This is a genomic window from Virgibacillus sp. 7505 (assembly GCF_002272135.1).
Lineage (GTDB): Bacteria > Bacillota > Bacilli > Bacillales > Amphibacillaceae > Terribacillus.
Map to the genome: position 1 here is coordinate 1 of NZ_NPBF01000021.1, position 23,178 is coordinate 23,178.

At 40.5% G+C, this 23,178-nt stretch carries 24 protein-coding genes and 2 riboswitches; of the genes, 21 read left to right on the top strand and 3 right to left on the bottom strand.

Annotated elements, in window-relative coordinates; all coding sequences use genetic code 11:
* Window positions 1-150 precede the first annotated feature (150 nt).
* Window positions 151-603 carry a MarR family winged helix-turn-helix transcriptional regulator gene (locus tag CHH91_RS07525; protein WP_095222842.1) on the top strand — a complete coding sequence of 151 codons (453 nt, stop codon included), beginning with the start codon at window positions 151-153 and terminating at the stop codon, window positions 601-603.
* A gap of 24 nt (window positions 604-627) precedes the next feature.
* The gene (gene paiA / locus CHH91_RS07530) at window positions 628-1,146 is read left to right on the top strand and encodes a spermidine/spermine N(1)-acetyltransferase (RefSeq protein WP_095222843.1); all 519 of its coding nucleotides are present in this window, start codon (window positions 628-630) and stop codon (window positions 1,144-1,146) included.
* A gap of 65 nt (window positions 1,147-1,211) precedes the next feature.
* Here paiA and CHH91_RS07535 read toward each other — a convergent pair whose 3' ends face one another.
* Window positions 1,212-1,391 (bottom strand): DUF1471 domain-containing protein, encoded by a 180-nt coding sequence (locus tag CHH91_RS07535; protein ID WP_095222844.1) that lies wholly within the window; start codon window positions 1,389-1,391, stop codon window positions 1,212-1,214.
* Window positions 1,392-1,556: 165 nt separating this feature from the next.
* Here CHH91_RS07535 and CHH91_RS07540 point away from each other — a divergent pair, with 165 nt between their 5' ends.
* The 6 genes from CHH91_RS07540 (at window position 1,557) to CHH91_RS07565 (ending at window position 6,337) form a co-directional block, all read left to right on the top strand.
* Entirely contained in the window at window positions 1,557-2,360 is an 804-nt protein-coding gene (locus CHH91_RS07540; protein WP_095222845.1) for an HAD-IIB family hydrolase, read from the top strand.
* Window positions 2,361-2,421: 61 nt separating this feature from the next.
* Window positions 2,422-2,802, top strand: a complete 381-nt coding sequence (locus CHH91_RS07545; protein WP_095222846.1) for a VOC family protein — start codon at window positions 2,422-2,424, stop codon at window positions 2,800-2,802.
* A 70-nt stretch (window positions 2,803-2,872) separates the two neighbouring features.
* Complete coding sequence (locus CHH91_RS07550; protein WP_176465714.1) at window positions 2,873-3,844, top strand: ROK family protein; 972 nt, start codon at window positions 2,873-2,875, stop codon at window positions 3,842-3,844.
* Between the two features lie 111 nt (window positions 3,845-3,955).
* Window positions 3,956-4,165 (top strand): TM2 domain-containing protein, encoded by a 210-nt coding sequence (locus tag CHH91_RS07555; protein WP_095222848.1) that lies wholly within the window; start codon window positions 3,956-3,958, stop codon window positions 4,163-4,165.
* 307 nt (window positions 4,166-4,472) lie between these two features.
* Window positions 4,473-5,315 carry a sulfurtransferase gene (locus CHH91_RS07560; RefSeq protein ID WP_095222849.1) on the top strand — a complete coding sequence of 281 codons (843 nt, stop codon included), beginning with the start codon at window positions 4,473-4,475 and terminating at the stop codon, window positions 5,313-5,315.
* A 44-nt stretch (window positions 5,316-5,359) separates the two neighbouring features.
* Window positions 5,360-6,337, top strand: coding sequence for an aldo/keto reductase (locus tag CHH91_RS07565; protein WP_095222850.1), 978 nt, complete (start codon window positions 5,360-5,362; stop codon window positions 6,335-6,337).
* 39 nt (window positions 6,338-6,376) lie between these two features.
* On the opposite strand, the gene CHH91_RS07570 is transcribed toward CHH91_RS07565, so the two are convergent.
* The gene (locus CHH91_RS07570) at window positions 6,377-7,528 is read right to left on the bottom strand and encodes an acyl-CoA dehydrogenase family protein (protein ID WP_286160720.1); all 1,152 of its coding nucleotides are present in this window, start codon (window positions 7,526-7,528) and stop codon (window positions 6,377-6,379) included.
* A gap of 71 nt (window positions 7,529-7,599) precedes the next feature.
* Window positions 7,600-7,706: riboswitch (SAM riboswitch) on the bottom strand.
* Between the two features lie 127 nt (window positions 7,707-7,833).
* Window positions 7,834-7,936: riboswitch (SAM riboswitch) on the top strand.
* A gap of 92 nt (window positions 7,937-8,028) precedes the next feature.
* On the opposite strand from CHH91_RS07570, the gene CHH91_RS07575 reads away from it, so the two are divergent.
* From CHH91_RS07575 to CHH91_RS07635, 13 genes are all read left to right on the top strand, one after another.
* On the top strand, window positions 8,029-9,432 hold the full coding sequence (locus CHH91_RS07575) for an LLM class flavin-dependent oxidoreductase (protein WP_095222852.1): 1,404 nt from the start codon (window positions 8,029-8,031) through the stop codon (window positions 9,430-9,432).
* Complete coding sequence (locus CHH91_RS07580; protein ID WP_095222853.1) at window positions 9,429-10,460, top strand: methionine ABC transporter ATP-binding protein; 1,032 nt, start codon at window positions 9,429-9,431, stop codon at window positions 10,458-10,460. Before CHH91_RS07575 ends, CHH91_RS07580 begins: the two co-directional genes overlap by 4 nt.
* Complete coding sequence (locus tag CHH91_RS07585; RefSeq protein ID WP_411259652.1) at window positions 10,429-11,091, top strand: methionine ABC transporter permease; 663 nt, start codon at window positions 10,429-10,431, stop codon at window positions 11,089-11,091. Before CHH91_RS07580 ends, CHH91_RS07585 begins: the two co-directional genes overlap by 32 nt.
* Window positions 11,092-11,110: 19 nt before the next feature.
* Entirely contained in the window at window positions 11,111-11,923 is an 813-nt protein-coding gene (locus CHH91_RS07590; RefSeq protein ID WP_095222855.1) for a MetQ/NlpA family ABC transporter substrate-binding protein, read from the top strand.
* 456 nt (window positions 11,924-12,379) lie between these two features.
* Complete coding sequence (locus tag CHH91_RS07595) at window positions 12,380-13,348, top strand: sensor histidine kinase (protein ID WP_176465715.1); 969 nt, start codon at window positions 12,380-12,382, stop codon at window positions 13,346-13,348.
* Entirely contained in the window at window positions 13,349-14,002 is a 654-nt protein-coding gene (locus CHH91_RS07600) for a response regulator transcription factor (RefSeq protein ID WP_095222857.1), read from the top strand.
* Window positions 14,003-14,107: 105 nt separating this feature from the next.
* A complete protein-coding gene (locus CHH91_RS07605) occupies window positions 14,108-16,270 on the top strand; it encodes an MMPL family transporter (RefSeq protein WP_095222858.1) in 2,163 nt (720 codons plus the stop codon).
* Window positions 16,271-16,426: 156 nt separating this feature from the next.
* Window positions 16,427-16,849: a MarR family winged helix-turn-helix transcriptional regulator gene (locus CHH91_RS07610; RefSeq protein ID WP_095222859.1), complete on the top strand. Its 423-nt coding sequence runs from the start codon at window positions 16,427-16,429 to the stop codon at window positions 16,847-16,849.
* Between the two features lie 129 nt (window positions 16,850-16,978).
* Complete coding sequence (locus CHH91_RS07615; RefSeq protein WP_095222860.1) at window positions 16,979-18,001, top strand: NADH:flavin oxidoreductase/NADH oxidase; 1,023 nt, start codon at window positions 16,979-16,981, stop codon at window positions 17,999-18,001.
* 137 nt (window positions 18,002-18,138) lie between these two features.
* Entirely contained in the window at window positions 18,139-18,972 is an 834-nt protein-coding gene (locus CHH91_RS07620) for a glycerophosphodiester phosphodiesterase family protein (RefSeq protein ID WP_095222861.1), read from the top strand.
* A 515-nt stretch (window positions 18,973-19,487) separates the two neighbouring features.
* Complete coding sequence (locus CHH91_RS07625; protein ID WP_286160732.1) at window positions 19,488-19,991, top strand: DUF402 domain-containing protein; 504 nt, start codon at window positions 19,488-19,490, stop codon at window positions 19,989-19,991.
* A gap of 101 nt (window positions 19,992-20,092) precedes the next feature.
* Window positions 20,093-21,319 carry a Zn-dependent hydrolase gene (locus tag CHH91_RS07630; protein ID WP_095222863.1) on the top strand — a complete coding sequence of 409 codons (1,227 nt, stop codon included), beginning with the start codon at window positions 20,093-20,095 and terminating at the stop codon, window positions 21,317-21,319.
* A 70-nt stretch (window positions 21,320-21,389) separates the two neighbouring features.
* Window positions 21,390-21,824 carry an NUDIX hydrolase gene (locus CHH91_RS07635; protein ID WP_095222864.1) on the top strand — a complete coding sequence of 145 codons (435 nt, stop codon included), beginning with the start codon at window positions 21,390-21,392 and terminating at the stop codon, window positions 21,822-21,824.
* 116 nt (window positions 21,825-21,940) lie between these two features.
* On the opposite strand, the gene CHH91_RS07640 is transcribed toward CHH91_RS07635, so the two are convergent.
* Window positions 21,941-23,071, bottom strand: coding sequence for a 2-methylaconitate cis-trans isomerase PrpF family protein (locus tag CHH91_RS07640; protein WP_095222865.1), 1,131 nt, complete (start codon window positions 23,069-23,071; stop codon window positions 21,941-21,943).
* Window positions 23,072-23,178: the final 107 nt, after the last annotated feature.

A 23,178-nucleotide genomic window follows, 5' to 3' on the forward strand; every position in this document is an offset into this window, starting at 1 on the left:
AATATCTATATGTATTTTATTATTAATGGTTTTGAACATTTGATAAGAATTGGTTCTTGAATAGCAAATTCAAGTAAAGGTTTTTTGTTGCAAATACAACAAAAAACCTTTACTATGGATAAATAGTAAAAAATAAACGGAGTTGTATATATGAAGGAAATTCTACGCGAGATAGGAATGATCGCTCGGGCATTGGATTCTATAAGCAATATAGAATTTAAAGAATATGATCTTGCCAGGGGACAGTATTTGTATCTCGTTCGAATTGTTGAAAACCCAGGAATCATTCAAGAAAAACTTGCAGAGATGATTAAAGTTGATCGAACAACGGCTGCACGTGCAGTTAAAAAGCTAGAGATTAATGGCTTTATCGAGAAGAAAAACGATGAACAAAATCAAAAAATCAAGAAGCTATTCCCGACAGAAAAAGGGGAACAGGTCAATCATTTCATAAGAAGAGAAAATGATCATTCGGACAAGGTTGCATTAGCTGGATTATCTGATCAGGAAGTAGCAAGCCTTTACAATCTTCTTCAAAGGGTTAGAAAGAATATTGAAAAAGACTGGGAATATGTAAAAAAAGGAAACAAACGAGACTATTGATTATATGAGGGAGCTAAACATGACATGACGTCTATAACTATTAAAAAATGCAGCATGGAAGACCTGCAAATACTTCAACAAATTAGCATCGAAACCTTCAGCGATACATTCAAGGACCAAAATTCACCTGAAAATATGAAAGCTTATTTAGATAAAGCATATACCCCAAATAAGCTGGAAAAGGAATTGCTGAATACTTCTTCACAGTTCTTTTTCATTTATTCGAATGCTGAACTAGCTGGATACCTTAAGGTAAACATAGGTGATGCGCAGTCTGAAGTAATGGATGACGAGTCATTGGAAATTGAAAGGATCTATGTAAGAAGCAGATTTCAGAAACAGGGAATAGGTAAATACCTGATGAACAAAGCAATCGAAATAGCGATTGAATTGGACAAGAAGGCTATTTGGCTTGGGGTATGGGAGAAAAATCAAAACGCAATTGCTTTTTACAGCAAGAATGGATTCGTTAAAACTGGAGCTCATGCTTTTCATATGGGTGATGAAGAACAAGTGGATTACATTTTGACTAAAACACTATAAGGTATAAAAAGAACAACAAGCTGCTTAACTTGTTGTTCTTTCTTTTTTCCAGTATTTGCTTTTCATTAGTTGTGGAGGTCAGATTTGCTGATAGTGTTTCTATTAGAGTTTATGTAGTGCGCTGCATCTCTTTTGGCTTTTTGTGCGACGGCTGCAGAGATTTCATCTGGAGAATGGAAAAGATCTTTAGGAGTGGTAACAGTAATAATAACTACAACGAGCATGCCGATCAAAAGCAATAACATCTTACGTCTCCTTTTGTTTTTTCTAATTATTCATATTATAAAAGCCTCTTGTGTACATTATGTGTTGTCTTGGATTCATTTTTGGATAAAAAATATGTTGACATGAGATCGATTCCAGGATGTATGCTTCATTCGTACTTACTCACGGACAAAGGAGATATGATTATGCTGAAACTTGTTGTCACGGACTTAGACGGTACTTTTTTGAATAACAATGGGAGTTTCAACAAAGCGCTTTTCGATGAAACACATAAGATGATGAAGGAAAATGGTATCATTTTTGCCGCTTGTACAGGGAAGCAGTGTGAACGGGTTGAAGAACTATTTAAAGGACATTCTGATATTTGGGTGCTAGGTGACAGTGCAACTCGCATTAAAAGGGATGGCGAACTGATAAAAGACTTCCCTCTGAACAAAACACTAGGTAATGACCTAATAGGTCATATTCAAGCTTATAATCAAAAGGTGACGGTTATTGCGTGTACCGGGGACTCTGCTTATGTTAAATCAGATATATCTGAGGCTGATTATAATGTGGTTCGAAATTCATATAAAAAAGTGGAGAAAACAGACGATCTGACTGCTATAGAATCAGAGCTTGTTAAAATTACGGTATATGATAGATCACTCGGGTCTGTTGCGCTAAAAGAGCACTTACTTGAGCAGACATATAATGAACCAATGTATATAGTTGCTTCCGAACCAGCTTGGCTGGATATTACTGCAGCGGATGTCCATAAGGGGAAAACCGTGCAAAAGCTGCAAGAGCTAGTGGGTGCCACAAAAGAAGAAACGATGTCATTCGGTGATGGCGAGAACGATGTAGAGTTGATGGACATAGCAGATTATAGCTTTGCGATGGCAAATGCATGTGACGATACGACAGCAGCAGCCAGTTTCATTACGAAAACGAACGAAGAGAACGGGGTTCTGCTTACGATTCAAAAGATGATCCAATTGATGAAGTGAGTTAGCATTTATCCACTTATTAAACTAATTTAATAAGTGTTGCAGAAAGGAGAGTCTGATAATGAAAATTGAACACGTAGCCATATGGGTGAAGGATATCGAGAGAATGAAAGAATTTTACACCCATTATTTTGGAGCAGAGAGTAACAGTCTGTATGTAAATGAAAAAAAGGGATTTGCATCCTATTTCCTTACTTTTTCGAGTGGAACCAGATTGGAGATCATGAAGAAAGTTGGGGTTAACGAGCCTGCCCTGCCAGAACAATTGGGTTGGGCGCATGTGGCATTTTCTGTTGGCAGTAAAGAAGAGGTTGATAGATTAACTGAAAATATCAGAGTGGACGGTTATACGGTCAGTGGCAATCCGCGCACTACAGGCGATGGATACTATGAGAGTGTCATAGAAGACCCGGAAGGAAATGTGATTGAGATTACTATATAGATGGGATAAGAAGTGATATCTATAAAGGAGAAGATTTAAGTTGGATGATCAGATGACAATGCAGGATCAGGTGAAAGCAAACATTGTAAGAGGAATCCGGCAATTGTTGATGAACGCTCATAGTATGTCTAAAGCAGAAGTTACAGAAGCTCTTTCCATAAGCTTTCCCACTGCCAGCAAGTTCATCCAGGAGATGGTAGACCGAGGAGAAGTGCTTTCCTTGGGCCTTTTACCATCTGCAGGAGGCCGGAGAGCACAAAGCTATGCTTATAATCCTGACTTTGCCCACACATTGCTGGTTTACCTGGAAAAAGAGGAAACAAAGTATGTCATCACGGATGCCTTCGGCAACAAGATAAACGAAGCTTCTGCGGGGAGTTTCTTAAAGCAGGAACCCCGATCATTATCTGCATTTTTGAAAACAAAACTAGCAGAGGATCCGTCCATCCGAACAATTGCGATGGGCATACCTGGGGCTGTAAAAGGGGATGTAATAAGCTACATCCCTGGATATCCTATGTATGCAAACCAAAATATGAGGGACATATTAAATCTTCCAGTTGAATTAACTATGGAGAACGACATGAACGCTGCAGTTATCGGTTACGGGAATAGAAAGGGACTATCCAGTGAAGCTTCTCTTGTCTATATATACATGGGCGCAAATGGACCAGGTGCGGGTATTTTGATCAATGGAAAACTAGTAAAAGGGCATACGATGTTCAGCGGGGAGATATCGTTTATTCCTTTAAATGAAAATAACCGATTTTTTCCTGAAAGTGAATTTGACGCAAATGATGAGAAGTCAGTCTTATTGGTTGCTAAATTGATCTTGACTATTGGCGCATTAATAAATCCTTCTCAGATTATTTTTCATCAAGCAGAAGTCAGCAAAGAATTTTTGGGTAAATCTGCAGATATTGTTAGATTAAATTTCCCGTCGGAGCACATACCTAAATTAAGTACTAGTGATTGGGATAAAGATTACAAAGAAGGTCTTTGGGAGATTGCTAAGTCGAAGTTGATAGAGATTTGTTTCTAAGTAACCTAAAATAAAACTAAACCTAAACCGTTTTCTAAAAAATAATGAAGATTACTTTTTTTGAGCTATACTATAAAAGTATTTATATTATTGTTTCTAAAGGAGTAGCTTATGAAGAACAAGATTGTTGCAGGTGTACTAGGGATATTACTAGGGAATTTAGGGATACATAAATTTTACTTAGGACAAATTGGTATGGGGATTTTATATGTTGTTTTCTGCTGGACAGGTATCCCTGGGATTATCGGTTTAATTGAAGGTGTAATTTATCTTGTTAAATCAGACGAGGACTTCAACGCTAAGTATAATCGTAATATGTAATTCAGTTATTGGAAAGCCACCCTATATAGGGTGGCTTTTTATATAAAAGATTAGAGCTAAAGAGCTTACTCAAAGAATAGTGTTACAAGAGTATATTAAATTGAATCCTGCTGTATTGTGAATTTGATGCTATAAAAATTTATTTATTTGCTCACTAATAAAGTCATTCTTCTTGTTTAATCATAACTGAAACGACGCTATAGTCTTTAAGGAAGCTTTGAGTTTTTGAAGGATTCAACCATTCCTATCTAGTATATATAAAAGAGATATACACGGTCTATTCTAAAATTAGTTAGGGGTATGTAAGGTGAATTATGTTGTTAATAAGGAATGGCTCAATGAACATCTAGATGACGATCGAGTTAGGATAATAGACTGCCGTTTTGAATTAGGCAATCCGGAGAAAGGAGCAGGTCTTTACATAGAAAGCCATATTCCTGGTGCTGTTTATTTTCATCTAGAAAGCCAATTATCAGCTCCTGTTTCAAAGCATGGCGGAAGACACCCGCTGCCTGACATAGACCAATTTAAATCTGACATCGAGAAAGCGGGAATCGATAACACACATACGGTAATTGTCTACGACGGTGGAGAAGGGTCATATGCTTCTCGATTTTGGTGGCTGCTTCAATATTTAGGTCATGAAAACGTATTTGTACTAAATGAAGGTTTTAATGGATGGGTTGAAGCTGGCTACGAGACGACAAAGGATTTACCTGATAATGAAACAACTGAATTTAAAGTGTCTATAAGAAAAGACATGCTGGCTTCCTATGAGGAAGTGAAGGAAGTTGTCGAACAAGAGAAAAAGTCTTCCATATTGATAGATTCAAGAGAGGAAAGACGCTACATAGGAGAAGTGGAACCAATTGACAGGGTAGCTGGCCATATTCCTGGCGCCATCAATAAATTTTGGGCAGAGGGATTGAATCAAGGATCATTTAAAGAAGGCGAAGAACAGAAAAAAAGATTTGCTGAGCTGGATACTAAAGATCCGGTTATCGTGTATTGCGGATCAGGTGTAACGGCTGCTCCTAATTACATTGCTTTAAAAATGGCTGGGTTCGAGAATGTAAAATTATACGCGGGAAGCTATAGTGATTGGGTTTCATATGAGCAAAATCCCGTAGCAAAGGGTAAAGGTATATAACGAGATTCGCTTAAATCAATAAAACTTAGATTGGAGACCTTAAGATGGACTATCGATACCTTGGTAAATCTGGTTTGAAGGTAAGCAGACTTTGTTTAGGTACGATGAATTTTGGTACTACTACAGAAGAAAAGGATGCATTCCGAATTATGGATGCAGCACTTGATGCAGGCATTAATTTCTTTGACACGGCGAATGTATACGGTGCAAAAAATCGAGGTCTGACAGAATCAATTATCGGAAGATGGTTCAAGCAAGGCGGAGGCCGGAGGGAGAAAGTCGTTCTGGGTACAAAAGTATACGGAAGCATGCATAATGCTGCCGATGGTCCAAATGATGAGGCTGGGTTGTCAGCTTATAAAATTCGGCGTCATCTTGAAGAATCTTTAAAGCGCTTGCAAACCGATTACATTGAGCTGTATCAGATGCATCATATTGATCCTGCCGTAACGTGGGAAGAGCTATGGGGAGCTTTTGAATTAGGAATCAGCCAAGGGAAGATAGGTTATGTCGGCTCCAGTAACTTTGCTGCTTGGCAGCTCGCGGTAGCACAAGGTGCAGCAAAAAACCGCCATTTCTTAGGTCTGGTTTCCGAACAGCATAAATACAATCTCAACTGTCGATATGCTGAATTGGAAGTACTTCCAGCAGCGGAACAGCTTGGGATTGGCATTATCACATGGAGTCCTCTGGATGGCGGTCTGCTTGGAAGGAATGCACTTAAAAAATTACCTGGAAGCCGAAGTGATAAGATTGGTGATAAAATCGATGCCCAGCGAGTACAATTGGAGCAATTCGGTCAACTGTGTGAAGAAATAGGAGAAACACAGGATAATGTTGCGCTGGCTTGGCAGCTTGCCAATCCAGCTATAACTGCGCCAATCATTGGGCCGCGTACAGTTGGGCAATTCGAGAGTGCATTACATGCGCTAGAAATTCACCTTGATGAATCCGTTTTAAAACAGCTGGATGAAATTTTCCCGGGTCCAGGCGGGGCAGCACCGTATGCTTATGCTTGGTAAATAGGAAACTCCTGAATCCGTTATGGATTCAGGAGTTTTTTACTGCCGAAGGACTGCATCCGCAAGCGAATACACTACTGCATCATCAGTAGGTGGGTTATGCAATCCAGCTCTTACATCACGAAAATGGCGCTGCAGCGGATTGTCGGCAGACAAACTCCGGGCTCCAACTATTCGCATGCATAGATCCACGACTTCGTTCGCTTTATTGGTGGCAATATGTTTTGCAGCAGCTAAATCAGGACTCATTTCTGATCTTTTTTCAGGGTGCTCGACCCACTTCCTAGCTGTACCATAAAGTACTTCTCTGGCATTAAACAAAGCCAATTCTATCTCGCCGATTTTTCTCCTGACCTCTGGAACATCCTTAATTGGACCTGGCAAGGAAACAGGCTGGAGTTCTGACGCAAATTGAATGGTATAATCTCTCGCAGCAACAGCAATACCTAGGTAAACAGCCGCAATCTGTAAGTACCAGCCTCTTGTAGTGGACTTGCCCTTGGTTTCTTCCACAAGCAGCGCATCTTGCTCAACAATTACGTCTTCCAAAATCAAATCATCGCTTCTTGTACCTCTCATTGCGATGCTATTCCATGTTTCTTCCACAGATACGCCTTCCAAACTATGATCGATCAAAAAGAAGCCTTTGTTTCCAGATGGAAGTATAGTTGCGGTAGCAATACTGTAGTCCAAAGCAGCAGCCATCGAAGCAAAAGATTTACGGCCATTAATTCTCCATCTTGAACCTTCCAGCGTTGCAGTTGTCGTCGGAGCTGCTCCTCTTGAAGGACTGCCAGTGGCGTTTTCTGTCTGAACTAAATTGAGAAGAATTTTGTCATGAATGATTTTGTTGCATAGATGCTGAAAACTTTGTTCATCCCATTGTCTGCTTTCTGCGTTTTCCAGTACAACACCGAGCTGCCAGCCAAATGATAGAGCGGTAGGAGCATCACCTTGTGCAAGTATCTCTTGAACTTGTAAGTACTCGACAAGATTTAATCCTTTGCCTCCATATTCCGTCGGCACAGTCAGTGACAAGAAGCCTCTTTCCTTAAGTGCCTGGAAGTTTTCATATGGGAACTCGCCGCTGCTGTCAAAATGAGCTGCACGTTCTTTGAATTCTTTAGAAAGGATTCTTGCTTGCTGTATCACTTGATCAAACACTTTTGTTTTCTCGGCAGTTTCTCGCATGATCATTCTCCTCTTCCAATAAAGTAAAAAAACTCTTTCATATGAAAGAGGTGGCGTTATGTAAGCATTCTCTCTCATCTCTCAGACATTTCTGTCTGCTGGAATTAGCACCTTGCTTCATGAAAAGCGGTTGCTGCAGGGTCGCTGGACCAGTTCCTACCCTGACTCTAGATAAGTGTAACTATTCGGTTGTCGGCATAAATATAATCCATAATTTGAATATTGTCAATTATACATTTAATTTAGAAAACTCAATTGACAGACAGAGGACTGTCCTGTATATTGAGCTGTAATTCAATAAGCATTTCTTATCCAGAGAGGTGGAGGGACTGGCCCTTTGAAGCCTCGGCAACAGACTGCTGCAGTACTGTGCCAATTCCAGCAAGCTGCTAGCTTGGAAGATGAGAAGAGAGTGGACGTCGTACGCCTGCGTCGACTTAGAAAGACCTCTTCTTATCCGAGAAGGGGTCTTTTTATTTGTTAAAAATGGAGGGATAAAAGTGGGAAAGCAAATCATTTTGAATGCATTTGATATGAATAGTGCGATGCATAACTCGCATGGGTTATGGAAGCACCCAGAGAGTAAGCGGCATCGTCAGTACAAGAATCTGAATTATTGGATCGATCTTGCGAAGTTACTCGAACGCGGTAAAATCGATGCAATCTTCTTTGCCGATGTACTGGGAATATATGATGTTTACCGGAATAGTAAAGCTCCTTCTATCCGGGATGGCCTGCAGGTCCCCCTGAATGATCCAGCGCTATTGATTTCTGCAATGGCAAGTGTAACCGAGAATTTGGGTTTCGCAGTTACAGTAAGTACTACATATGAACCGCCATTTGGGAATGCACGACGTTTTTCCACCCTGGATCATTTGACGAAGGGCAGAGTTGCTTGGAATGTTGTGACGTCATATCTTCCGAACGCTGCGCGGAATTTTGGTTTGACCGAAATGATCAAGCATGATGAGCGGTATGAGATTGCGGATGAATTCCTGGAGGTTTCATATAAGCTTTGGGAAAGCAGCTGGGAGGAGGATGCAGTGGTTGAGGATCTGCAAAACCAAGTATTGGTGAATCCTGAAAAAGTACATGAAATCAATCATGAAGGCCATTACTTCCAGGTAGAGGGACCGCATTTGAGTGAGCCTTCCCCGCAGCGGACACCTGTGATTTATCAAGCGGGTACATCCGAACGTGGACGGGAATTTGCTTCCAAGCATGCAGAATGTGTTTTCGTTGGAGGGCCCACGCCTGAGCGTATCCGTCACTACGCAGAGGATATAAGGGAGAGGGCTGCTAAGCATGGGCGAAATCCAGATCACATTAAGATTTTCTCTTTCCTGAGTGTCATCGTAGCGGAAACCACAGAAGAGGCGCAGCAAAAGTATCAGGAATATGCAAGTCATTGGAGTCCGGATGCTGCCAAGGCGCAATTTGGTGCAAGCGGCTATGACATTTCCGAATATGAGGAAAAGGATCCTGAAGAGCCGTTTTCTTATGGTAAAACGACAGAAGGCGGCCACTATAAAGCAGCCTCATTGACAAAGGATGCAGCCAAGCAGCTGACAGTCGGCGAAGCATTGAAGCGGTTTGATACACCTGACAAAAGCTTGATAGTCGGGAATCCAGAAGAGGTGGCAGATAGCATCCAGCACCAATTCGAAGAATCTGGAGTCGACGGTTTTAATTTGAACCACCTTGTTACCCCGGGGGATTTGGAGTCATTTGTTGACCTGGTAATCCCGATCCTGCAAGAAAGGGGACTTTATAAACAGTCCTACAAATCAGGCACATTGAGAGAAAAATTATTTGACTATGAATCAAGCAGACTACCGGCTGGGCATCCTGCAACTAAGTTTCGACAGCTGAAAATACCGACAGGAGAGGGAGATGAAAGGTGATAAAACTGGAGAACATCACAAAGAAATACAGCAGCAAGGGAAAGGAGATCATTGGCGTTGACGATGTGACACTAACCGTTGAAGCTGGTGAAGTGTTTGGAATAGTTGGATACAGCGGAGCGGGCAAGAGTACCTTGCTGCGCTGCATCAACCTATTGGAAAAGCCAACGTCTGGCAAAGTCTTTGTTGATGGAGTTGATTTGCAGGAGCTGTCGCCAAAGAATCTGCGAAAAGCAAGACAGTCGATCGGTATGATTTTTCAAGGCTTTCATCTAGTCTCCTCAAAAACGGTATTTGAGAATGTGGCATTTGCATTACGAGCTGCAGGAGCAGATAAAAAACAAATAAAGCAGCGAGTGGATGAGCTGCTTGCCTTGGTGGGGTTAGAGGATCGGAAACATCAGTATCCAGCACAGCTTAGCGGCGGTCAGAAGCAGCGGGTCAGTATTGCACGGGCACTTGCGAATCAGCCAATGATCCTTTTATGTGACGAAGCTACTTCTGCCTTGGACCCTGGTACGACAAAATCAATTTTGGCTTTGCTGAAGAAGATAAATAAAGAACTGGGTCTGACAATCGTTGTCATCACGCACGAAATGGAGGTTGTAAAGGAGATTTGCAGCCGCTGTGCAGTGATGCAAGATGGGAAAGTGGTAGAGCATGGTCCAACTTATGATATTTTCTCCGATCCTGCTAATCCTCTGACAGTATCGTTTATCCAGACTGTACTTAGTTTTGATCTCCCTGAAGAATTATTGGGAGAGATAAATGGAAAGCTGGTCAGGCTGCAATTCAAAGGCAGCATTGCTGCCGATGCTGTTGTATCGGATATGCTCCAGGCTTTTCCGATCCGCGGCAATATACTGCACGGCAAAGTAGAGTACATCCAAAGCAAGCCGTTAGGAATTTTTGTGATGGAATTGAACGGAAATGAAGCAGAAGTAAATAAAGCAATTGCTTATCTGAGAGATAAAGTAAGCAAGGTGGAGGTGTTTGATGATGGATCGCGTAATCGCCATCTTGCCTGAATTGAACCAAGCATTTCTTGAAACGCTTCTAATGGTTTCCATCGCTTTGGCTGTGGCGATCTTGATTGGGCTGCCATTTGGAATTCTATTATTTGTAACAGACCGAGGCTTGTTTTTAGAAAATGTGGTGGTAAAAAGAATAGCCGGACTAATTATCAATCTCATTCGATCGGTTCCTTTTGTTATTCTGCTTGTCTTCTTACTGCCTTTCACACAATTTCTGCTCAACACGACGATCGGCCCTTTAGCTGCTTCTGTCTCTTTATCTGTTGCAGCTATCCCGTTTTATGCGAGAATAGTTGAATCTTCAGCCAGGGATATAGACAAGGGTGTGATTGAAGCAGCTATTGCTGTAGGTGCATCTCCGTGGATGATTATCAGAAGTATCATCCTTCCGGAAGTAAAGCCCGGCTTAATCACAGGACTAACCATTACAGCTATCAGTCTTATTGGATATTCTGCTATGGCAGGTACAATAGGCGGAGGCGGGATCGGAGATTTGGCAATACGGTATGGGTACTACAGATACGATAATACAATCATGTTCACTACAGTTATCGTACTGATAGTACTCGTCCAAGTTGTTCAATACTTAGGTGATCTTATAGCACGAGTTGTATCAAAAAGATGAACTATGAGGAGGAACGAAAATGAAAAAAGCTATTTTATTGTTATTTGCCGCCGTGTTCATCACAGTCTTAGCTGGCTGCGGTTCCGGAGAAAGCAGTGCCTCATCTGATAAAAAGATCGTCCTAGGTGCAACAATTCCGTATAGCGACATGCTTGAAAAAGGCGTAAAACCGTATCTGGAGGATAAAGGATATACAGTGGAAGTAAAGGAGTTCAATGATTATGTGCAGCCGAACAAATCGTTGGAAACCGGTTCACTGGACGCCAATTTATTTCAGCATAAAGTATATATGGACGCTTTCGCCGAGGAGAACAACATGGAGCTGACCGGCGTAATAACAGTTCCAACAGCACCTATCGGTATTTATTCAAATGAATTCAAGTCACTGGATGAAATAAAAGATGGAAGCACCGTCGCACTCGCTAATGATCCGACTAATCTTGGTCGTGGACTGACCGTCCTAAGAGATAATGGTCTTATTGAAATCGATGAAAATGCTGATCCATTGCGGGTCACAGAGAAAGACGTGATAAGCAATCCGAAGAATTTAAAATTTGAACCAGTAGAAGCTGCACAGCTGCCGCGGACATTGGAATCCGTTGATTTGGCTGCTATTAATGGAAACTTCGCTATATCAGCTGGCATCGATTTAGCAACAGCACTCGCACTTGACGAATTGCCGGAGGACATTCAGAACCGCGTAGTTGTATCTACAGAAAATAAAGATGAGCAATTTGTTCAGGATATAAAGGAAGCGGTGGAGTCAGAGGAGTTTGCTAAGGTGATTGAGGAAGAATTCAAAGAATTTCATAAGCCGGAGTGGATGAAATGATATACGGAAAGAGAAGGATATTCCTTCTCTTTTTTTGTGCTTAATAGATGTAGCTTAAAGAAATTGCTCATGATACGGGTACCATATTTCGCAGACATAGCAGACTTACTTAAGTGTAAGTACACGAAAGTAAAAGTAGAAAACTCTAGAGTGAAATGCCCGAACGGGAAAGACAGAACATCCTAGAATGGTGCATACTATTCTTAAGGATATCTTTAGGAGAAAAAAATGGACAATCATGTGTACACTCAAAACAATATAAAACAAGAAAACAATAATATGGTCGCAGCAAGGATACCAGGATTAATTTGGATCTTTGTTACTTTTACTGCTTCTTTAATTATACAAATTGTATCGGGAAGTTCTGTTTTGCATTGCACTTCATTTAGTTTGCTGATCATTATGTTTAGTACGTTATATTGGTTTTCAAACAGGTTCCTGCCGAGAAGAGCTTGGATGTATTTTGTTGTCCAAGGATTAATTGTGTATGGAAGCGCCTTTTTAATGTACAACGTTTCGGTAACAATTATTGCATTGTTTCCCTTACTCCTAGGTCAGCTAGTTGGGATGGTCGGTAGAAACAGGCTCGCTTTCTTTGTCATTTTAGCTGGTCTATCTATTATTGCTTCAGTCATTATTATCCCAAAAGAAAGTTTGTTTACCTACTTTGTTATCGTTATCCCTGCTACTTTAATAATTGTTGCCTATGCTGCAATCTTCTTCAAACAGGTAAATGCAAGAATAAGAACACAACAAATACTGCAGGAACTGGAAGAGGCACATCACCAAGTAGAGAATCTAACGCTGTATAGTGAACGGCAGCGGATGGCACGTGATTTGCATGATACGCTGGCACAAGGGATTGCTGGTATAAAAATGCAGCTCGAGGCAATCAATGTCCACCTTTCTAATGGAAATCATGAGCGTGCGCAGCAAATAGCGCAGCTTGCTATGAAAGGTGCCAGCTCCGTATTGGCAGATTCCCGGATTGTCATTGATGACTTACGTTTACACGAAGAAAATATCGACTTAGAGTACATCCTGCGCGAAAATACACAGCAGTTTACAACTGCAACAAGCATACCATGCAGTTTGAATTATACAGTCGTGCAATCTCTATCGCCGAAAATTACTGAGCATCTTTCCAAAATCGTTAGTGAATGTCTGTTGAATATCGCACGTTATAGCAAGGCAAGCGAAGCTTCTGTCTCTATTACAGGCACTTTGGATAATCTTATCCGTTTGGAAGTGGAGGATAATGGTGTTGGCTTTGATGCAGAAGAAATCTCAAATAAGCAAGGGCATTACGGCTTAATTGGTATGAAGGAACGTGTAAGGATTTTAGGCGGAGAGATCCACATTAGCAGCACATTGGGAGAAGGTACAACAGTGACAGTCAGTATTCCGGAGAAGGGAGAGGATTAAATGACGTATAAAGTGCTTATCGCAGATGACCATGTAGTCGTAAGAGAAGGTCTGAAATTGCTTATAGAAACAAATGAAGATTATAAAACCATAGGCGAAGCCGGACATGGGGCAGAAGCAATCCAGCTTGTAAATGATCTAGAACCCGATATAATATTGATGGATTTGTACATGCCTGTCATGAGCGGCATGGAAGCAATTCGTAAGCTATCTGTTACGCATCCTAAGCTGCCTATTATCATTCTCACAACTTATAATGAAGACCAATTGCTGGCAGAAGGATTTGCTTTAGGTGCAAAAGGTTATCTCCTGAAAGATACCAGTCTCCAATCTTTGTTTCATTCTATGGATGCTGCTATGAATGGGGAGACCCTCATAGGAGAGGACATGATGAAGAGAATCCGGGATTATCAGGAAAAAAGGCAACAAATTAAAGAAAAAGTCCAGCTCTCCCGAATGGAAATCATCATTCTTCAAGCGGTTGCCAGAGGGACGACGAGCAAGGATATTGCTTTTGATATGGGTGTTTCGGAAAGGACAGTAAAATCAAGGCTAACAGCTATCTTTAATAAATTGGGTGTGGATTCCCGAACGGAAGCGGTTGCTGTAGCCATTGAATCAGGTCTGATTCACCTTAACTATAATAAATTATAGGTTCTATAAAAACGTACTGCCCAAACGTACGTTTTTTTTATTTGCGCTCCCTTTAATATGAATGGGGTAAGATTTTCAGGTTCTAAAATCAGAAGGGAGATTTTTATGTCAACATTGTTATATAGATTAGGAAAATGGAGTGCATTCCATAAAAAGACTGTTCTTGCAGGATGGGTTGCCTTCATTGCGATCATCTTTATTTCTGCTTTTCTTTTAAAGCCGTCTTTTTCGGGTGATATGAGTATACCGGGAACACCGTCCGAGGAAGCAAATGCTTTATTGCAGGATGAATTTCCAAGTGGATCGGATGCTGCGTCGCTAAGGATTGTGTTTGGTGCAGAGGGTAACGAGAGTTTAACATCTGAACCATCACAGCAAACAATCAGCGACGTGCTTGATAAGATAATGGAAGATGACGAAGTAGCATCTGCAGCAAATCCATTTGAAGCACAGACTGTAAGTGCAGATGGAAGTGTTGCTTATGCTGATATCACATATAAAGAAGCTGCTGCCGATGTTCCGGAATCTTCGTTGGAACATGCTGAAAAAAGTATTGAAATTGCTGAAAACGAAGGAATACAAGTTGCAATGAAAGGCGATATCATACCGTCTGAAGTAGAAATCGGAGGTATATCCGAGGTGATTGGTATCGTAATGGCCTTCATTGTATTGAGCATCACCTTTGCATCGTTTGTCATAGCTGGATTACCGATATTGAACGCATTACTTGGTTTGGTTGCCAGCATTGGAGTAACGCTGATTGGTACAAGCATGTTCGACATTACATCATTCAGTTTGTCTCTCTCCGTTATGATCGGCTTAGCTGTTGGAATAGATTATGCGCTGTTCATCTTCTCTAAACATAGGCAGCAGGTAAGGGAAGGGATGGAGGTTAACGAATCCATCGCAAGGGCTAACGGAACGGCAGGGGGAGCAGTAATATTCGCAGGTCTGACAGTCATTGTTGCCTTATGCGGATTGACTGTAGTAGGTATTCCGTTCCTTGCAGCAATGGGGATTACAGCTGCAATAAGTGTCCTTTTCGCAGTACTAGTGTCCATTACTGCTGGTCCCGCTGTATTGGCTTTCGTAGGCAGAAAAATAAAGAAGAAGAATCGTCTGCTAAGTAAATCAGCTAAAATTCAAAAAGGACAAACTGACTCGAACGCCTGGGGACAATTCGTTACAAAGCAGCCTCTAATAGTTGCGATTCTCAGCATCGTGATTTTGGTAATAATCAGCATCCCGGCTACCGATATGCGGTTGGGCTTGCCTGATGATGGAATGAAAGCAAAAGACGATCAGGCACGGCAAGCATACGATTTATTGGCAGATGGATTCGGTGAAGGTTTTAACGGACCTTTAGCTGTCTTGGTTGACGCTTCCGAAACAAGCGGTGAACAGACAGAACAGTTCCAAAGAGCAACAGAAGAGATTGGTAAATTGGATAATGTAAGCCAAGTAACTCCAGCCATGCCTAACGAAAGCGGAAAGTATGCAATCGTTAATGTATTACCGGAAACAGGTCCAAATGATAGTGCCACAGCGGACCTGGTTCACGATATAAGAAAGCTTTCTTTGAATGATGGTGGAGAGGATATCGAGTTACGAGTTACTGGTCTGACTGCAATCAATATTGATATTGCTGAAAAGTTGAATGATGCAATACCTATTTTTGCTGTGATCATTGTAGGATTTGCATTTATTTTGCTAATGATAGTATTCCGTTCCTTATTAGTACCGCTTACCGCAGTAGCTGGATTCCTGCTTACTATGACTGCGACATTAGGTTTTTCCGTATTCATTTTGCAGGAAGGATATTTGAATAGCTTGCTTGGTATTCCGCAAGAGGGGCCAATCCTGGCATTCCTGCCAATCTTGGTTATCGGTATTCTGTTTGGTTTAGCAATGGATTATCAAGTATTCCTTGTTAGTCGCATGCACGAAGAATATACAATCACCAAGGATCCGGTCAGATCTATTTTAGCAGGTCTAAAGTATAGTGGCCCTGTCGTAACAGCTGCAGGTTTGATCATGATCTTTGTGTTTGCTGGATTTATCTTTGCGGGAGATACGATGATCAAGTCAATGGGACTTGCTCTGACATTTGGTGTGTTGTTCGATGCCTTCATCGTTCGCCTGGCACTTATTCCAGCAATAATGAAGCTGATGGGACATGCTGCTTGGTACCTGCCTAAATGGCTCGATAAGATAATTCCTGATGTAGATATTGAAGGACATAAGTTGTCTGAAAAACTAAGTGAATAAAATAAAATGGAATCTGAACGAATTAAGTAATATTTTGCTAAACAGACCATGCAGATTTACATGGTCTGTTTTCTTATAAAATAAATTTGAGCTGCCCCTTCAATTCCAGTATAGTAACATGTATAGCATTCGAGATTAGAATAGGTGGAATATCGTATGAATACACCCCATGAATTCATGGATGACTGGCTGGCTCTGGATAATTTACAAATGAAAATAAAGAAGGAATTGGAAACAGTTCTTCAAAAAGAATACAGTTTATCAATTAGAGAGTTTTATGTATTGTACTATCTATCCAAGGCTCCAGAAAAAAAGCTCCGTTTGCAGCAACTGCAGGAATTAATCGGGTTGAGTCAAAGTGCTCTGTCCAGGCTGGTCGGGAATATGGAAGCCGATAGCTGCGGTGCATTGCAAAAACATGTGTGTACGGATGACCGCAGAGGTACATATACGCAGATGACAGAGTTAGGGGAGAACAAACTTCAGCGCGGTCTTCAAACATTTCAAGAGGTAATAAGCATAAATTTCGCTCAAGTGGATTCTGCACACATATTAAAGCAATTATTGCAGAAATTATAGACGTAAACAATCAAAGTACCTGAAAGGGTGCTTTTTTGTTTATGCCTTTCGTTTGACAGAACTATACTAAAACCGATAAATTAAATGCATGCGTTATGCATATATTTTATTTGCTAAGGAGTCTTAAACGTGCAAAATTTATTCAGTACTTACAAAATAAAGAATCTAGAGCTGAAAAACAGAGTTGTTATGCCGCCGATGTGTCAGTATTCTGTAGAAAAGAAAGATGGTATAGCGAATGACTGGCATTACATGCACTATGTCAGCAGAGCGGTTGGCGGTGCAGGATTCATCATCGTCGAGATGACGGATGTAGAGCCGGATGGAAGAATCACGGATTATGATTTAGGTTTATGGTCTGATGAACAAGTACCCGCTCTTGCAAAAATTGTAGAGGCTGTACATAGCCATGGAGCAAAAATCGGTATCCAGATTGCTCATGCCGGACGCAAAGCAGAAGATGCGCCTGAACCAGTGGCACCATCTGCTATTCCGTTTGACGAAAATTCCAAAACACCTAGAGCCCTTACAACAGAAGAAGTAAAGGGTATGGTCGAGAAATTCCGCTTAGCTGTAAGACGTGCGGTACAGGCTGGATTCGATGCAATCGAGATTCATGGTGCACACGGTTACCTTATTCACCAATTCCATTCTCCATTAACGAATAAGCGTGATGATGAATATGGACAGGATCTGACTAAATTCGGTCGTGAAGTAATCGAAGCAGCTAAAGCAGAAATGCCAGCTGATATGCCTTTGATTATGCGAATTTCCGCAAGAGAATATGTGGAAGGCGGCTATGGCATCGAGGAAAGTATCGAATTCTCCAAAGCATACAAAGATGCGGGTGCAGACGTGTTTGACGTTTCTTCCGGTGGTGAAGGTCAGATTGCTGCCTGGGGAAGACCAGGCACACATGCTGCTTACCAGGTACCATTAGCACGTCAAATCAAAGAAGCACTGAAAGTTCCAGTTATGGCTGTTGGCAGACTTGATGATCCAATCCTAGCTAATGCCATTATCGGAAATGAAGAAGCAGATCTTGTACAAGTTGGAAGAGGCATGCTAAGAAATCCTTATTGGACATTGGAAGCTGCTAAGCAGCTGAGAAAAGAGAATATTGTACCGAAACAGTATGAAGCTGGATTCTGATTTAATAAAATAAGCCTCCTATATTTGGGGGCTTATTTTAATGAATTTTAATACGTGTAATGAGCTAATAAATAATCTTTAAGAACAGGCAATGATATATTGTAATATTTTACTTCTTATGGTAGTTTAGTAAAGTTATGAATAAATCATCTATTTTTTACTTATTTTTATCCATTTTATTTATTCTTTCCTCATGTACACCTGCTGTTAAACAAGAAGGAGAGAATAATAGTATACCTACATATAAACCATTAATCATCGCACACAGAGGGGCTTCGGAATTGGAGCCTGAGCATACTTTTTTATCTTATGACCGAGCGGAGAAGGACGGAGCGGATTATATTGAAATCGACTTGCGCCAGACTGAAGATGGGGAGCTGGTAGCAATCCATGATGAGGACGTGGATCGCATAACAGATGGTTCTGGAAGGGTAGAGAATCTAACATTAGAAGAGCTGAAACACCTTCATGTCGATAAAAAGCAGGAGATCCTAACACTTCAGGAGATTGTAGAACATTACGGTGATTCGGTCCATTATTATATAGAAACGAGAACAGATAGCGACGGTAATATAGGAATGGAGGAGCAGTTGGTCTCTATCCTCAATAGCAAGGATCTTATTAAAAAGAAAAGAGTTATCATCGAGTCATTTTCAGAAGAAAGCATGAAGAAGATCCACGAACTTAACAACGATATTCCTTTTGTTAGATTATTGCGTAAAGCAGAGGTTCAAGAACTTGATGGTGCTACCATGCAGCATATTAAAAATTATGCAATAGGTGTAGGAATATATGCGGGTAGTGTGGATGCTGAGTTGGTTAGGCAGATACATGATTATAATCTTCAGCTCCATGTTTATTACTATGACGATGAGAAAAAATTGACTGATAAAATGTTAGATTTGAAAGTCGACGGTGTATTTACAAATAATCCAGATTACGCAATATCAGAAGTGGGTTCATTAAACTAATGAGCCTGCTTTTTTATATAACAGAAACATAATCTAAAAAGGAAATCTTAATGAGTTACTTCATCAGTTCCAATCTTTAGCCATAATGATAAAGTTATAAGAATTTCCTCTAATTGTATCTTCAAATTCTCCTGTCATTACAAACACTCTTTCTCGTATAGCTTGTTTATTAAATTCTGCTACTGCTAATCCGAGATGGACATAATTAAAGAGCAGGAGTAAATACCTTCGTAAGTCATGAATTCATATCCTCATTTGTTCGTCGTCTAATAGAGAATTTCATAAGTGTTGACCTCGTTTTAATTATTTTTGATGAATATCCATAAGTTAATGACCTTTTCCTATTTCAATTAAAACTGTGATAGACTGATTTTATAAAATATTATGATAATTATAAGTCTATTATTATTCTGTAAGGAGAGGTTGCCTGATTTATTTAGCAGATAGATTCTTATAGAAGAACATCATCATTAGGAATCCATAAAGTAGCCTAGGGGAGATTAGCCTTGAATAAAGTGATACATATGAAATCAATGAAATATCCCGACATTCCGCACTATGAATGGAAAGGTCGTTTGTTGAGAAAAACGCCAGAGTATGCGATGGTTCTTTGTGAAAGCGGCAGAGAGTTGAAACACCATACGAAAAATACAACCTTTACAATAGATGCCACTTCGTTGGAGTACTTCTTCTTTAAAGAAGGCTACACAGTTGCCATGGAGATTGAAGAAGGTAAAATACTTTCGTATTACTGCAATATTGCAATGCCTTCCGTGCTTAATGGCAATCAGCTTAGATTTGTTGATTTGGATTTGGATGTAGTGAAAAGAAGAAATGAAGACTGGATGGTTGTAGATGAAGATGAATTTGAGGTTAACAGTGTAAAGTATGGTTATCCCGCTGAGTTAAAGGAATATGCTTTAAGGTCATTGTATTTATTACAGAATAAAATAAGTGATAATTTGTTCCCTTTTGATGAGAATGATTTGGAGTTGGTAAGAAAATATAGCATGGGTTAATGACTATAATTAGTCTTATATGCTCGGAGGTGCATAATCAAGGAGAAACGTAGAAATAAGTTAAGGTAACATTATACAGAATTAGATGCTGGAGGTAAGCTATGGATTTAAAACGCTTAGAGAAGACATTATATGAAATGAATCAATTCGGTCGTTCGAAAGATGGAGTAACGCGCATAGCTTATTCTAAAGAGGAGCGACAAGCGGCTGAACATTTTAGCAACCTTTGCAGAAAAGAAGGCATGGATGTTCGGATTGATACTTGTGGAAATGTGATAGCACGCAGGGAAGGCAGTAACCCTGATCTTCCTGTCGTAGCATGCGGTTCCCATCTAGATACAGTAATCCATGGTGGAAATTACGATGGAACATTAGGCGTTATAGCAGCCCTCGAGGTTATTCGCAGCTTAAATGATAAAGGGGTTGAAACAGAACACCCGATTGAGATCATTGCTTTTGCATGTGAAGAATCCTCAAGATTCGGTATTTCCACAATAGGCAGCAAGGCAATGGCAGGAATATTAGAATTGGAATCTTTATCTGAGCTTAGTGACAGCGAAGGGAAATTTCTTCGTGATATATTTTCTGAATGTTCCCTTAACTTTAATGAGATAGATAAGAGTACCCGTCAGAAAGAGGAGTTTAAAGTATTTCTAGAAATGCACATTGAGCAAGGTCCTGTTTTAGAAAGACAACAAAAACAGATTGGTATAGTTACAGGAATTGCTGCTCCAACACGATTTGAAGTAAAAATTAAAGGGCAAGCATCTCACTCAGGAACGACACCAATGGATTATCGAAGGGATGCTTTCTTGAGTGCAGCGGAAATAGCCTTGCTGCTGGAGCAGGCCGCAAAAAGGGAAGCTGGTAACGGAACGGTGGCAACAGTGGGTGCATGTGAAGTTAAACCAGGATCAATAAATGTGATACCAGATCTGGCTACGATGAAAATTGATATAAGGGGAACATCTCCAGATTCAAAGAATAGAGTAATCGAAAGTCTATTTACTGCGGTTAAACAAGTAGAGCAAAAGCGTAATGTTAGTATTGAGCACCGTGTGTTAAGTAATGAGCATCCTATCAATCTTGATAAAGAAGTAATAGATTCCCTGTCTCTTAATTGTGAGCAAAAAGGATATACGTATACGCATTTGGCAAGTGGAGCAGGACATGATGCGATGAATATGGCAATGCTTTGTCCAACTGGGTTACTATTTGTACCTTCTAAAAATGGTTTAAGCCATCATCCTGATGAATATACAGAAATGGAGCAGATTGGTATAGGAGCTGATTTATTAGAAACGGCGATTATAAAGTTTGCAGGATAAATGTATAGCATCTCTTTATCTAGATTATGTAATAATATGTTAAAACGATAAAGTTATAGGGGGATTCTCAATGTTTATAGTCAATGTAGAAGGTGCCATTCACCGTGATGGAAAATGGCTTATGATCACAAGGAGTGAAAAAGAAGAGCATGCAGCAGGATGCCTTTCCATGGTTGGCGGTAAGTGTGATTTGGAAGGCGTATCTTCTGATATTTTGGAAAGGACACTGAAGCGGGAGATCTTTGAGGAGGTAGGCATTGAAGTGAAGGAAACGACTTATGTGAACAGCTCTTCATTTGTGACGGATAAGGGTACGCATGTTATCGATATCGTTTTTCTTTGCCAGGATATAGCTGGTGAACCTTATGCAAAGAGTGCGGAAGAAGTAGGAAAAGTAATGTGGATGACAACAGAGGATTTACTGATACATAAAAATGCGCCTTCCTACTTAAAAGAGAATATTACACTAGCTGCTGACAAGCTCACCTTGGTAAGAGAAGTCTGAGTATAGACGATATCTGAAATTGAACTAACATTATTAGTCGCATTCAAAGAAGGTAACTTTACTAAATTTTAAGTTTGATCAAGATAAATTAAAAAGCTGTCACTATCGACAGCTTTTTAATTCTCTGCAGCAAATACTTCCTTTAAATTATAGTTCTTCTTTACATATGCAGTGCCTTCGAGAATTCTTCTGGCTGTACGTATTACTTTTATTTCTGACAAGCTGCTGTATGCTGTTTCAGTAATGCCTGAAGGATGGGCAATACGTAAGTTTCCTGCTGTTTTTCGAGCAAGCTTATGCGGCAAAGTTCCGGGAATAGCACATGCAGCAGTTGTGCAGATTGCACCAGTTATTGCAAGTGCTTCATGAGGTCTTTGCATAGATAGCATACGCACATGGATATCCATATCCTCAGTCGAGTACATATTCTCGTTCATATCTGTAAATGCTTGTGCTTTTCCGATCAATGTGAGTTTTGGAACTGCCGGAGAAAGCTTAGTCGCATTTTCTCTAGTGGAAAATCCGCAGAGTTCAGCTGCAGCAGCACGTAATTCCTCGCATCGCTGCAGGTCTGCTTCAGCGAATGCAGCTGGCAGAATGGTCTCTTGTAAGCCTAGGTCAGCAGCTTCTACAAAAACTAAAGGATTGGCAGCATCAACGATAGAACATCGAACACTGCCAAAGCTCGTTTCAAGTACATCGGTAACATTTCCGGTAGGTAACAACTCGCCAGTCACGGATCCCTCTGCATGGCAAAATGTCAAAGCAATCTCCGACCCATAACCAGGTACTCCAGGTATAGCTGTCGAACCTGTGGTTAGTACGTCACCATCCTTAACAGCTACTTCGGCAATAATCAATTTTTGGGTATTCGTATTCCAAATCCTTACGGTCGTAATCGGCTCTGTGATAGGGACAAGTCCTTCCTGAATTGCAAATGGACCGACGGCAGAAGAAATATTGCCGCAGTTTCCTTTCATATCAACTGTTTCATCTGTAATACTTACTTGTGCAAAAGTATAGTAGACATCAAAGTCTTTATCAGCCTCAGCTTTTCGTATAATGGCAGCTTTGCTCGTTAAGGAATTGGCGCCTCCCAACCCATCGATTTGCCGTTTATCAGGACTTCCCATTAAATCAAGAAGGAAAGGCGCCCAATCTTCCTTTTCTGCAGGCATATCTGTTTCATGAAGAAAAACAGCTTTACTTGTGCCGCCGCGCATGTAGACAATACGGATTTTTTCCATCTGCTCACGTCCTTTTTAGGATGAAGTAGTTTATACTGACAGCATAGTCCCGAGCATTGATAAAATAAAATACAATTATTTTTGACTTAATTAAAAATAATTTTATA

Coding starts and splice junctions, on each gene's coding strand:
- CHH91_RS07585 (WP_411259652.1), top strand. CDS start 10,429: ATGATGGATCGCGTAATCGCCATCTTGCCTGAATTGAACCAAGCATTT.
- CHH91_RS07535 (WP_095222844.1), bottom strand. CDS start 1,391: ATGTTATTGCTTTTGATCGGCATGCTCGTTGTAGTTATTATTACTGTT.
- CHH91_RS07525 (WP_095222842.1), top strand. CDS start 151: ATGAAGGAAATTCTACGCGAGATAGGAATGATCGCTCGGGCATTGGAT.
- CHH91_RS07595 (WP_176465715.1), top strand. CDS start 12,380: ATGTATTTTGTTGTCCAAGGATTAATTGTGTATGGAAGCGCCTTTTTA.
- CHH91_RS07565 (WP_095222850.1), top strand. CDS start 5,360: ATGGACTATCGATACCTTGGTAAATCTGGTTTGAAGGTAAGCAGACTT.
- CHH91_RS07605 (WP_095222858.1), top strand. CDS start 14,108: ATGTCAACATTGTTATATAGATTAGGAAAATGGAGTGCATTCCATAAA.
- CHH91_RS07635 (WP_095222864.1), top strand. CDS start 21,390: ATGTTTATAGTCAATGTAGAAGGTGCCATTCACCGTGATGGAAAATGG.
- CHH91_RS07540 (WP_095222845.1), top strand. CDS start 1,557: ATGCTGAAACTTGTTGTCACGGACTTAGACGGTACTTTTTTGAATAAC.
- CHH91_RS07555 (WP_095222848.1), top strand. CDS start 3,956: ATGAAGAACAAGATTGTTGCAGGTGTACTAGGGATATTACTAGGGAAT.
- CHH91_RS07590 (WP_095222855.1), top strand. CDS start 11,111: ATGAAAAAAGCTATTTTATTGTTATTTGCCGCCGTGTTCATCACAGTC.
- CHH91_RS07620 (WP_095222861.1), top strand. CDS start 18,139: ATGAATAAATCATCTATTTTTTACTTATTTTTATCCATTTTATTTATT.
- CHH91_RS07640 (WP_095222865.1), bottom strand. CDS start 23,071: ATGGAAAAAATCCGTATTGTCTACATGCGCGGCGGCACAAGTAAAGCT.
- CHH91_RS07570 (WP_286160720.1), bottom strand. CDS start 7,528: ATGCGAGAAACTGCCGAGAAAACAAAAGTGTTTGATCAAGTGATACAG.
- paiA (WP_095222843.1), top strand. CDS start 628: ATGACGTCTATAACTATTAAAAAATGCAGCATGGAAGACCTGCAAATA.
- CHH91_RS07600 (WP_095222857.1), top strand. CDS start 13,349: ATGACGTATAAAGTGCTTATCGCAGATGACCATGTAGTCGTAAGAGAA.
- CHH91_RS07630 (WP_095222863.1), top strand. CDS start 20,093: ATGGATTTAAAACGCTTAGAGAAGACATTATATGAAATGAATCAATTC.
- CHH91_RS07545 (WP_095222846.1), top strand. CDS start 2,422: ATGAAAATTGAACACGTAGCCATATGGGTGAAGGATATCGAGAGAATG.
- CHH91_RS07610 (WP_095222859.1), top strand. CDS start 16,427: ATGAATACACCCCATGAATTCATGGATGACTGGCTGGCTCTGGATAAT.